Annotated in this window: 9 protein-coding genes; 6 read left to right on the top strand and 3 right to left on the bottom strand. The window is 60.3% G+C overall.

Features of this window, described 5'->3' with window-relative positions; translation table 11 throughout:
• Positions 1–306 precede the first annotated feature (306 nt).
• Positions 307–4647, top strand: coding sequence for an NACHT domain-containing antiphage protein HyoA (hyoA, locus tag NLY43_RS05625; protein WP_023712546.1), 4341 nt, complete (start codon positions 307–309; stop codon positions 4645–4647).
• Positions 4648–4938: 291 nt separating this feature from the next.
• Here the strand turns inward: hyoA and NLY43_RS05620 are convergent, their stop codons facing one another.
• Positions 4939–5817, bottom strand: coding sequence for an SLC5/6 family protein (locus NLY43_RS05620; protein WP_023712547.1), 879 nt, complete (start codon positions 5815–5817; stop codon positions 4939–4941).
• Between the two features lie 760 nt (positions 5818–6577).
• On the opposite strand from NLY43_RS05620, the gene NLY43_RS05615 reads away from it, so the two are divergent.
• The 4 genes from NLY43_RS05615 to NLY43_RS05600 all read left to right on the top strand — a co-directional run bounded on the left by NLY43_RS05615 (position 6578) and on the right by NLY43_RS05600 (position 8399).
• Complete coding sequence (locus tag NLY43_RS05615; protein ID WP_023671409.1) at positions 6578–6733, top strand: DUF1127 domain-containing protein; 156 nt, start codon at positions 6578–6580, stop codon at positions 6731–6733.
• 140 nt (positions 6734–6873) lie between these two features.
• Positions 6874–7047, top strand: a complete 174-nt coding sequence (locus NLY43_RS05610; RefSeq protein ID WP_023671410.1) for a hypothetical protein — start codon at positions 6874–6876, stop codon at positions 7045–7047.
• Between the two features lie 173 nt (positions 7048–7220).
• Complete coding sequence (locus NLY43_RS05605; protein WP_023685922.1) at positions 7221–7925, top strand: Crp/Fnr family transcriptional regulator; 705 nt, start codon at positions 7221–7223, stop codon at positions 7923–7925.
• Between the two features lie 285 nt (positions 7926–8210).
• On the top strand, positions 8211–8399 hold the full coding sequence (locus tag NLY43_RS05600; RefSeq protein ID WP_023671412.1) for a hypothetical protein: 189 nt from the start codon (positions 8211–8213) through the stop codon (positions 8397–8399).
• Between the two features lie 22 nt (positions 8400–8421).
• Here the strand turns inward: NLY43_RS05600 and NLY43_RS05595 are convergent, their stop codons facing one another.
• The gene (locus NLY43_RS05595) at positions 8422–9162 is read right to left on the bottom strand and encodes a sulfotransferase family protein (RefSeq protein WP_023712548.1); all 741 of its coding nucleotides are present in this window, start codon (positions 9160–9162) and stop codon (positions 8422–8424) included.
• A gap of 269 nt (positions 9163–9431) precedes the next feature.
• Here NLY43_RS05595 and NLY43_RS05590 point away from each other — a divergent pair, with 269 nt between their 5' ends.
• A complete protein-coding gene (locus NLY43_RS05590; protein WP_023712549.1) occupies positions 9432–10649 on the top strand; it encodes an aminotransferase-like domain-containing protein in 1218 nt (405 codons plus the stop codon).
• A gap of 120 nt (positions 10650–10769) precedes the next feature.
• Here the strand turns inward: NLY43_RS05590 and yghU are convergent, their stop codons facing one another.
• Positions 10770–11639 (bottom strand): glutathione-dependent disulfide-bond oxidoreductase, encoded by an 870-nt coding sequence (gene yghU / locus NLY43_RS05585; protein ID WP_023712550.1) that lies wholly within the window; start codon positions 11637–11639, stop codon positions 10770–10772.
• Positions 11640–12056: the final 417 nt, after the last annotated feature.

The following is a 12056-nucleotide window of genomic DNA, read 5'->3' as shown; positions in this document are numbered from 1 at the left end:
CCGGGAGGGGCCTTGTTTGTTTAGCGCAAGGCACATGGTTGCATTCTCCGGTGACGTTGAATGGCCGCTTCACGACTTGTCCAATACGGATAGCCGCTCATTCGCATCCCAGAAGCGAACGTATAGGAGCTCTTCATTGGGTCAGAGCACGCAACGTGGATCGCTTCTTGCCTGCCTTGAGCGAACCCAGCAAGGGCAACTAGAGCAATTTTTCCTAAACCATCTGCCAAGCTATTGGCTAAGGTGTGTTCCCCACTTGTTCTACACTTGCCATGTGCTAGCGTTGCAGCCATGGAAACAGCCCCAATGCCGGACGCAGACGCTGAGGCCGGCTACGATTTTATCGAGCTCGGACGCACGTTCAATGCGTTCTCGGACTACGTTGCCGAGAGCGACGATTTGGACGTCTCCAGCGTATTTCATGTGGCTCGAGAGCTGACATGGACGGACTTGCTTAGAGAATACCGCGTCGTGCTTTTGTCCGAAGCCGGCTCGGGCAAAACCGCTGAAATCCGCAGTGCTGCCAAGAAAATTCGAACGAGCGGAAAGCCGGGATTCTTCCTTCGTCTCGAGCATGTCGTCACAAACTTTGAAGATGCGTTCGAAGTAGGCACTTATGCCGAGTTTGAGACCTGGCGCGGGTCGAATACCGAAGGCTGGTTGTTTTTGGACTCGGTTGATGAAGCACGGCTTCGCAGCCCGAACGATTTTGATCTGGCCATCCGCAAGCTGGGCCGAGTGCTCGACGCAGCAAAGGCGCGGACACACGTTTTAATCACCGGTAGAATTGCGGCATGGCGACCCAAAACCGATCTGGCAATCTGTTCAACGCACCTCTCATATACTCCTCCGACGACCAGTGAAGTCTCCGTTCAAAGTGAAGAGGAAAGCTTTCTCGGTGCAAGCGACGCGGCGACAGCAGCCAGCACCAAAACACAGAAGAAGCCACCGCCGGTCTTCAAGGCTTTCGCCCTTGCCGATCTGAGTTCGGGGCAGATCGAAGCCTTCGCGCAAGCCCGCGGCATCGCAGACAGCAAAGCGTTCCTGGACGCCGTAGCGCGTGCCGATGCGTGGTCGTTTACGGCGCGTCCGCAGGACCTGGAGGAACTGACAGGGTTTTGGATCGAGAACCAGCGCATCGGCAGCCGACTTGAGGTGATCCGCAGCAGCATTGATCGTCGATTGGTCGAGCGCGACCCAAACCGTGCAGAACAACGTCCGATGACGCTGAATCGTGCGCTTGAAGGAGCGCGCCTGCTCGCCGTCGCGGCGACCCTTTTGCAAAATCAGGTCATCCGCGTCCCCGACGCGGTCCCCAGCGCGGCTGGTATTCCAATCCAGTCAGTGCTGCCTGGCTGGGACGAGAAGGAGCACACGATCCTGCTGTCTCGCCCAATATTTGATGAAGCAATCTACGGAACGGTACGCTTTCATCATCGCTCGGTGCGAGAGTACCTGACGGCTGAATGGTTCGCAGGCCTACTTGGACGCGAGACATCCAGGAGAAATATTGAGGGCCTGTTTTTTAGAAGCCAGTACGGCCTTGATATCGTCGTGCCAGCGCTCCGACCGATTCTGCCTTGGTTAACTCTTCTCGATGAGAGAATCCGAGCACGCGTTCGCAAGGTCGCCCCTGAGATCATCTTTGAAGGTGGCGACCCAAGCCATTTGCCGCTGGAACTCCGCCGCTACATCTTGCAGGAAGTATGCGAGCAGATGGCCGCCGGCGATATTGGCCGATCAATACGGGACTATTCTGCCGTTGAGCGCTTTGCCAACGTTGATCTCACGCAAGAGGTTCGCGACCTTTTAGGTAAGTACGCAGACAATGCTGATCTGACCGCATTCTTGCTTCGCATGGTCTGGCTAGGGCAATTGAAAGAAGCATTGCCCGAGGTGCTTCAGATCGCCCTGACCCCTGGAGGGGATCACTATGTGAGAACCAACGCGTTTCGTGCTCTGAGAGCGTCAGGGTCTGATGATGATAGACGCCAGGTGAGGGATAGTTTTCTCGCCGAGGGCGCGGTGCTCAACCGAGAATGGTTCGCCGAGTTGCTTGAGGGAGTAGAGCCAACTGCCGAGGCGACCAGTTGGCTTATCGCCGCGCTCGGCAAAGTTGAGACAAAAGAGCGTTACTCGGTCGATCATCTTACGGAACGCGTCACTGAATTTGTGACCGATGCATCCATCCCCCAACTGAGCCGACTGATCTCCGCACTGAACGAGCTTTTGGGCCGCGCCCCATTCGTGGAGCGCCGCCATTGCGAAATATCCGAAGTACATAAATGGTTGATGGTGCCAGCCGCCAAGGGCGCAGAGCGGCTGATCGAAAATAGGGATTCCGCTGCGTTGGCCGACGACACGTTGGACCTTCTCCACAAGATCGCGACGGCGCGAGGATACGGTTTCGACGATATTCGCGAGATAAAGGAGGACTTCGCACAACTCGTATCCGGCTGGCCCGAACTCAATCGCGCGCTATTCTGGCGCGAAGTCCTTGGCCACCGTGAACGGCTACAGGCCGGTGAGACACTTACTGACCACTGGCGTGTTTCGATTTTCGGAACTTTCACATCTTTTGGCGATGCCGACTTTGGCTACGTGGTTGAACAGATCAATAAGCGCGCCCTGGTCGACGACAGGCTGCTGGTCCTGTCCCTGGCATTCTCCATCTATGTTAAGGCGGGCCGCCCCGCTGCGTGGCGTGCTGCACTTAAGGGTGCCGCAGCCGCGGACGCTGTACTCACAGCAAAACTCAGAACCTATCTCAAGCCGCCGGCGCAAAAGGCGGAGACGCGCCGCTGGAAACGGACAAATGGCCACTGGAAGAAGCGAGATGCGAAGCAAAAATTGAAGAATGATACCTATCACGCAGACTGGAAGTCGCATCTCGTAGGAAAGCTGGCAGAGGAGCAGACGGCGGTTGATACAAAACCCGGCCAGCTAACAAACGCACTGCTTTACCTCCTCGATCAAACGAGAAAAAACGAGGCGCGATCAGGCAGGTGGACAAACTACAATTGGAAAGACCTTATCCTCAACTACGGGCAGGAGGTCGCCCAGTTTTTCCGCGACGGCACAGTGAACTTTTGGCGCCACTATGTGCCGAAGATCCGCTCCGAAGGTGCGCCCGACAATTCGACGCCGCACGCCGTGATTATCGGGCTTACTGGGCTTGAGATCGAGGCGACCGAGATGGAAGGGTGGGCGACGCATCTGTCTAATACCGAAGTCGAGAATGCCTGCCGATATGCGTCTTTCGAGCTGAACGGGTTTCCTGTCTGGTTCCCGCACCTTTTTCAAGCGCACCCTGAGACCGTCTCCAACTTCCTCTTGCAGGAGATTCGTTTCGACTTATCGAGGGACGAAGAAGTCACAGACACAAACTACATTCTCAGTGATCTTGGTTGGAGTGGAAGCTGGGCATGGGATGCTCTGGCGCCCAAACTCAGCATGATGCTCTCGAAGTCGGAACCAAAAAACCTGTCAAATCTTGATCGGCTTTTGAAGATACTTCAGGGCTCAAATCTTGACGGTGAATATCTCGCTGCTTTGGCAAAGCGCAAATGCAGTAGTTTGCGCAATCCAAAGCATCTGGCGCGTTGGTTTGCCGTGTGGACCGGGGTCGCGCCTGCCCACGCCATCGCTGCGCTGACTGCACATTTTGCCAAAATGAAACTTAAGAAGAAAAGAACTGACTTCGCGATGCTTTATGCGTCGCATCTTTGGGGCGGTCGGCGAACGGATGGCACTGGTGTGCGACAGGCGTTCAAAACACCAGCATATCTCAAGACGCTATACTTACTCTTACATGAGCATATCAGGCGGAAGGAAGACATCGAGCGGGCAGGAAAGGATGTCTACTCACCGGGCCTTCGGGACGATGCGCAAGATTCCCGCAATGGCATCTTCGAGGCGTTGAATAAGATACCTGGCAAAGAGGCCTATCTTGCCCTCCTTGAACTCTCGCAAGCTCATCCTGAGGAGTCATCGCGGCCGTGGATGGCGCATCTTGCCAAGGTCAAGGCTGAGCAGGATGGAGACATGCTCCCGTGGACGGCGCAGCAGGTTCGGGATTTTGGCGACAAACTGGAAAGGACTCCCCGCAATCACCGCGAATTGGCTGAGCTCGCCATCCTCCGCTTGCTCGATCTTAAGGACGATCTTGAAAACGGCGACAGCAGTGTTGCGAGTATTTTGCGCCCAGTCTCCCTGGAAACCGACATGCGGAAATTTCTGGGCAACGATCTAAGAAGCAAGGCGCTGAGCAGATACACGGTGACTCAAGAGGAACAACTTGCTGACGACAAGAGGATGGATATCCGCTTTCATGGCATAGGATTCGATGGACCTGTACCGGGCGAGCTAAAACTCGCCGATAAGTGGACCGGGCCAGAATTGCTGGAGCGGCTGGAGAACCAGCTTTGCGGAGACTATCTACGCGATAACCTTTCTAACCGGGGCTTGTTTGTACTCATATATCGGGGTCACCGACAGGGCTGGGATATTCCGGGCACAGGAAACCGTGTGGATTTTGATGGTCTGGTGAAAGCCCTGGCACAGCGGTGGGTGGAAATATCGGCATCGTTCCCTAACGTTGAGGATGTGACCGTCATTGGGATCGACCTGACAGCGAGGAATAAGTGAGAATGTGGGCGGCCTGACAAGAGTGAGGCTGAGCTTTCCTGTGTTCTGGCCAGCATCGCTCGTGAACTCTTACCACTCTCGTGCAGTCGGCCGGATATTGAGGCGGTGCAGAATCGGAGCCACATGATCGCGCTCCTGCCAGAGTCTAGCCAGCCGATAGCCACTTACCTTGCGTTCAGCTCCGCCAAGTAGGTCTTCGCAGTTGGGGCGCCGTACGACAATGCTACGACAACCACGAGTTGGACCGGATTGGCGCCGAACCCGGCCGGGCGCGCCTAAACGCCGTCGGATTTATTGCGCCGGAGCGGGCGCCGGCGCCGGTGCCACGGGCGCTGCCGCCGCAGCCGCGAACCCGCACTGCTTCTGTTCCATCTCGATCTGCTTCGTGATGCGGATGGCGTTCTGGGCGTAGGCTTCCGTTACCGAGCCGCTGTTGACGGTCTTGTCCTTCAGCGGGCTGACGGCTGCGCAGAGGTGGAAGACGTGCTCGGTGTCGGACTTGGCGGCGCCGTTTTCCGGCGCGATCCAGTAGACGACATCCTGGCCATTGGGGTGTGCCGCGTCCTTCGTCGCCGCGGCCACCGTGGTGGAGTCGGTGGCGATCGCCTGCGCCTGGGCGGCGACCTCGGGCGAACAGGCCGTGGTCGGCTGCCCCGCCTTGATCTGTTCCGCGCAGGTGTTCATGTCCTGCGTGTACTGCTCGACCGATGGCGGCTGGTAGCTGACCCCGATCAGCGTCGCCAGCACGGCCAGCACGGCGCCGATACCGCCGGCCACCTTCTTGCTCTTCGGGTCCATGTTCTTGTCGTTGAGGATCAAGACAACCAGCGGCAGGAAGGCAATCAGGGTGATGATCGCGCCGAGCTGGTTCTGGACAAAGAACCGGAACGTGTCGGATTCGCGGGCCGGGTCCTTCCGGTTGGCCGCCTTCCAGAGCAGGCTGCCGGCGATGGCGAAAATCGCGATCCCGACCAGAATGCCGATCAGCAGCGGCAGGTTGCCCTGATCGAACTTGTGCTTGTAGAGCAGTACGATCCCGGCGATCTCGCCGCCAATGGCGATGACCCACGACAGCACGGCGAACAGGCGCAGCCGCGTGGCCCCGGACTTCTGGCCCTGCGTTGCCTGCCAGTCCTTGGTAACGTCTACGGTCGGCTTGTTGTCGGTCATGACCAGATCCCCCGGTATCGACACGTTTGCGGGGCGGCGTCAAAGGCGCCCGGCGCAGCGTCATTGATCGAACGTCGCCTGCCTCGGCGCGAAAGCGCCGCCGCAGACCCCATCCTTATTGCGCATGATGGGATTCGTCCATAGCCGAGCGGGCGGACGAGGATGCCGGCGATGGCGCGGAGGAGGGCAGGGCAATCGCATATGGCGGCGCCAGCCCCACTCCGTCCGCCGCGGCCACTTCCCCCATGTCCATGGGGAGAGGAAACCCAGCCCATCAAGGCCGCCACCTCGGTGATTGGCATTTCCTCTCCCTCCGCGGAGCGGGGCAATCGCATATGACAGGTTTCCGCTCTACGAATACCCCCACCCTTAATCCCTCCCCACAAGGGGGAGGGAGACTTGGTAGGCGCTGATCGCCGCAAGTCGCCTAGGTTCGACGCCAGAAAGGGTGGCTTGCGGCAGCGTTCCCTCCCCCTTGTGGGGAGGGTTAGGGTGGGGGTCCTCTTCGTAAGAACTCATATGTGATCGCCTTGCGCCGACGAAGGGAAGGTGGGTCGCCGAACCCGAGGGAGCGCCATATGCGATCGCCCTGCCATAGGTCGGATCACGCCACCGCGGGAACGCAACTAATTTGTATACAAATGTTTCTGGGCGGCATCGGTTTGTGAAGCGCTTCACCGTTGCCGCGCAATCGATCGGTTACAGAGGCGGCGCAAGAGCGGGCCTGAGGCAGCGCTCTGCTGCTGCATGGAGGTAACCGATGTTTGAAAGTCTCAGCAGAATTCGCGCTGCCCTGGCGCGCGCCAGCAAGCACAGGAAGACCGTGCGCGCACTGAATGCGCTGCCGACGGAGATCCAGAAGGACATTGGCTGGACGGAGTCGAGGTCGATCGATGAGATAAGGCTGCCGTTCTAGGGCCGCATCCAGCGTCGCTAATATATCGCTCGCCATCGATTGTTCGGAAGCGTACAGTGCAGCATCGTCGGCCACATCAATGGGCGCTGACGCTTGGGAGCGACCATCGCACTCCTGCCCCGACAGGAGGCATTGGAGCCATGGCGGAGCAACCGAGACAGTCCGGTCTGAGCGCCGAGACGCTCGCGGCCTTGGCGCGGGAAACCGGGGCCTCCGAGCAGCAGATACAAGAGATCGCATCGCTGATCGGCAACGATCGCTCGTCCATCGTGCGCGAAGCGCGCATGGTTGCGGCTGACCGCCCGAAGCGCTGATCCAGGAAAAAGCTGCTGGATTGATTGATGGGGCGTCGCCCCTGATTTGTCGGTTTTGTACGAAGTACAATGGCTGAATCCGAGTCAGCTATCGTCCAATGACCGTTTGCATTTGGGCAGGGCGCCGACGGCTGGGAGATGACATGTGCTCTTGCCCTTGACGGGAGAGAGCGATGGACCAGTCGGTCAGCAAGGAGAAAAGCGGCCTCTTGCGCCGCATGAACCCGGCCGACTTCGCACTGCTTGCGCCGCATTTGCACCATCGTGTGCTCGATCTCAAAGCCCCGCTCGAAATGGCGGGCGAGCCGGTCGCCTCGGTCTGCTTCCTGGAAAGCGGCCTGGCCTCGGTGGTGGCGAGGAACCGGCCGGGGCTCGACACCGAGGTCGGCATCATCGGCCACGAAGGCATGTCGGGCTCCGCTTTGGTGATGGGCGCCGACTGGGCGCCCCATGATTGCTACATGCAGATGCCGGGCGAGGCGGTGTGCATCGATTCCGAGCCGTTCAAGGCAGCGTTGCAGAAAAGCCCGACGCTTCGCGCCTTCCTGCTGCGCTATGCCCACTACCTGCACGGCCAGACCAAATCCACGGCGCTGAGCAATGCCCGCGCCAAGCTCGAGGATCGGCTGGCCCGATGGCTCCTGATGTGTGACGACAGGGTGGTCGGCCATCAGATCCAGATCACGCATGAGTTCCTGTCCGTCATGCTCGGCGTCAGGCGTCCGGGCGTCACCATCGGCCTGCAGATCCTGGAAGGGCGCGGCCTGATCCGGTCGCGGCGCGGCGAGATCGTCATTCGCGACCGGGATGGCCTGATCGCCGTCGCCGACGGTTTCTACGGCCAGGCCGAGGCCGAATACGAACGCCTGCTGGGCTGAGCCTGGCACGGGCTGGAAATGGCCGACGCGAATGCCGGTGAAAGCATGTTGCCAGAGCCGCGCCGGCCATTTGCGGCCATCTGGGGAGAGGCCGCCCGGCAAATCTATCATCGGCGCAAAAGCGGGCAACGAACCGCAATGGCTTGGTAAAAACCGTACAATCGAATTGTGTTGAACCTTGGTTCGGCAAGAGTATGAATCTGCTGTCGTCGACCATGTATATGGGGCGCTGGCGCCTGAGGCTTCGACAGGCTCGCGCGCCCGATGTGAACGGGGAAAACCGAAATGGCAGAACTGCTTTTCGATGTATCCGCCTTCGATTGCGCCATCCTGCGCGCCGCCTTCATCAAATCGGTGATGGAAGACAATGTCCCGGAAAAGCGCTGGCGCGCGCTCGCCGCTTCCCTGGTTCGCGACCTGACCGACCACGAAGACGTCGAGCCGGATCTGCTCGGCTGGATCACGCGCAAGTAGCAATATCCTGACGGTCCGGCGGCTACCCCAGCCACCACCACAGCGCCGCGATCGCCGCAAGCACCGCCGCCACCGACAGCCCCAGCATGATGTAGCTGCCCTTGATGATGTCGCGGATGATCTTCTTCACGCTTTCGCGGTCGTTGAGGTTGGGGAAGGGCTCGTTGGGCAGCGCCACGCCGAGGAAGCCGCAGAGCGGCGCCCAGCCATCGCTGACCTTGAACACCAGAAGCTTCTCCGGCGGCACGGCCGCTATCACCTCCTCGGTGTAGGCGTTGTAGCGCGCCACCGCCTTGGCGCGGTCGTCCATCACGCCGGCAAGCGTGCGGCCCCAGATCAGTCTGTGCGACATGTCGCCGAATTTGCGGCCGAACGGCGTCAGCCATTCCAGCACCTTGAACTGCCACAATGTCTCGGTGAAGTGGATGGTGTCGATGGTGCTGTCGTACCAGGCCTCGGCGCCGCGCGGATGCAGGGTGAGCAGCACCTTGGCGTCGGGATAGGCGGCCATCAATTCGCGCCACACGCAGCATCCCGGATTGTCGACCGTCGCCTTGTAATTGGCAAAGACTCTGGTCCAGTCGTGCTGGCTGCCGGGCGGGCTGTTGGCCACCTTGCGCCAGAAGTCGAGATGGCCCTTGCTGGCCTTGTTGAGGATGACTTCCTGCATGTGGTAGCTGGGAAGGCCCAGCCTGTTCAGCGCGGCAAAGGTCGACCATGTGCCGGTGCGGCCGAATCCGGCCCCGATGAGCTCAAGCGTCATTTTAACCCCCCTTGTTGAGACCGCTTTTCTTTTTATGCCGGTCCGCTCGGAATGAGGTTGCATCCGCGCCCCTCGGCGCGCAACAATTTTCCCTGTCCAGGGCAGAAATGTGTTTGCTTTTTCGTCTGGGCCACGCGGAATGAGGGTCTGGCTATTCCAGCGGGTGAGGGAGCCTGATAATAGGTCAGTCAGATTGACCTAAATCGCATGGGCCGGAACCGTCATGCTGGACCAGATGCCGTATCCCGGGAGGTGGGCTCGTGAGTTTGATGGACCTGTTGGCGTCGCGCGCCTCGCGCATGAAGGCGTCGGAAATCCGCGAGCTGCTCAAACTGCTCGACCAGCCCGATATCATCTCCTTTGCCGGCGGCATCCCCGATCCGGCCTTGTTTCCGGCGCAAGCCATCGCCGATGCCTATGCCTCGGTGCTGGGCGGCGCGGAGGCGAGCGCAGCACTTCAGTATCAGGTCTCCGAAGGCTATCTGCCGCTCAGAAAATGGCTGGCCGGCCAGATGGGCAAGCTTGGCATCGCCTGCGACGAGCACAACATCTTCATCACCTCCGGCTCGCAGCAGGCGCTGGATTATCTGGGCAAGCTGTTCCTGTCGCCCGGCGACACAGCGCTCGTGACGTGGCCGACCTATCTCGGCGCGCTCCAGGCCTTCAACGCCTATGAGCCGCGCTACGACCGGCTGACGCCGAATGGCGGCAACATGACGCCGGCCGCCTACCAGGCGGCGGCTGCTGCCCCCTCTACTTTTGCAAAAGAGGGCGGCAAGGTGAAGTTCGCTTATCTCGTTCCGGATTTCGCCAACCCGACCGGCGAGACGCTGAACCGCCAGCAGCGCGAGGCGGTGCTCGACCTTGTCGGCGAGCTCGACATTGCCGTCATCGAGGACGCCGCCTATCGCGCGCTGCGCTATGACGGCGAGGGCCAGCCGCCGATGCTGGCGCTCGACTGCGAACGCTCAGGCGGCATCGACAATGCCCGCACGCTCTATTGCGGCTCGTTCTCAAAGATTCTGTCGCCGGGCATGCGCGTCGGCTGGGTCTGCGCGCCGCGCCGCGTCGTCGAGCGACTGGTGCTGATGAAGCAGGCGTCGGACCTGCACAGCCCGTCGATCAACCAGCTGGTCATGCACCGCGTCTCCGAGGCCGTGTACGACAGCCAGGTGGAAAAGCTGATCGGCGCCTATCGCCAGCGCCGCGACGGCTTGCTTGCAGCACTTGAGGCCGAAATGCCGGATGGCGTCAGCTGGAGCCGACCGGAAGGCGGCATGTTCGTCTGGCTGACATTGCCTGAGGGTTCGGATGCCACCGCGCTGCTCGCCCGCTCGGTCAAGGAAGCCCGCGTGGCGTTCGTGCCGGGCAACGCATTCTACGCCGACGGTTCGGGCCGCAACACGATGCGGATGAGCTTTACGCTCGCAGATGAACGCGCCGTGGGTGAGGGCGTGCCGAGGCTGGCGAAATTGATGAAGGGCTAGGCGCCCTACCTCCCCCTTGGGGGGAGGTCGACCGAAGGTCGGGTGGGGGTGCTTGGCGCCGACCCCCACCCCGATCCGCTTTGCGGATCGACCCTCCCCACAAGGGGGAGGGTAAAAAAGTCACTCCGCCACAACCAATTTATCCTGCGTCTTCGTATCGAAATCGCTGGCGTCGTGGCGCTCGTGCAGTTGCATGGCGGGGTCGCCGAAGGCGCGGTTGACCATGCGGCCGCGTTGCACGGTCGGGCGGGCGTCGATCGCCTTGGCCCAGCGTTGTACGTGCTCGTAGTCCTGCACCGACAGGAACTCGGCGGAATCATTGTACATGCGGCCGAGCGCAAGGCCGCCATACCAGGGCCATACCGCCATGTCGGCGATCGAATAGAAGGCGCCGCCGAGATACTCAGTCTCCGCCAGCCGTCGGTCGAGCACGTCGAGCTGGCGCTTGGTCTCCATGGCGAAGCGGTCGATGGCGTATTCGAACTTTTCCGGCGCATAAGCGTAGAAATGGCCGAAGCCGCCGCCGAGATAGGGCGCCGAGCCCATCTGCCAGAACAGCCAGGACAAGGTTTCCGCGCGCGCCGGCTGTTCGGTCGGCAGGAATTCGCCGAACTTTTCCGCGAGATAAAGCAGGATCGAGCCGGACTCGAAGACGCGGACAGGCGTCTTGCCGCTGCGGTCGAGCAGCGCCGGGATCTTGGAGTTGGGATTGACCTCGACAAAGCCCGAGCCGAACTGGTCGCCATCGTTGATGCGGATCAGCCAGGCGTCGTATTCGGCGCCCTTGTGGCCGAGCGCCAGAAGCTCCTCCAGCATGACAGTCACTTTGACCCCATTCGGCGTCGCCAGCGAATAGAGCTGCAGCGGATGCTTGCCGACCGGCAGCACCTTGTCATGCGTCGGACCGGCAATAGGCCGGTTGATGCTGGCGAACGTGCCGCCATTGGCTTTCTTCCAGCTCCAGACTTTCGGCGGGATGTATTCGGTCATGCGGGGAATTCCTTGGGTTTGGCGGGGCGAAAACGACGGCGCGAGACTGATGGCGGAAAAGTCGGCGGAACGTAGATACTGGAACACATAGGTGCAATTCAGAAAGGTTCAACTTGTGTTGAACTATTATCGATGTCGGCGCCGCCCCTCATGGCCCTGCCGGGCACTTCTCCCCGTATAGTGACGGGGAGAAGGACGCTGTCGCCTACTGATTTCGCCAATTGCCAGCGTTGCCAAGAGCGCCGATGTTGCGGCCATCTCCCTTCTCCCCGTCGCTATACGGGGAGAAGGTGCCGGCAGGCGGATGAGGAGCAGCGCCAGCCTCTGAAATGATTGCCTTGTTGCCTAAGCCCTTGCGCCCTGTGCAGCGCGGCATACCTATAGAGGATACTGCCCACGCATAATCTGCCAGGATGA

The organism is Mesorhizobium sp. C416B (assembly GCF_030323165.1).
GTDB lineage: Bacteria > Pseudomonadota > Alphaproteobacteria > Rhizobiales > Rhizobiaceae > Mesorhizobium.
This window is presented reverse-complemented; position numbering and strand designations above follow the sequence as displayed.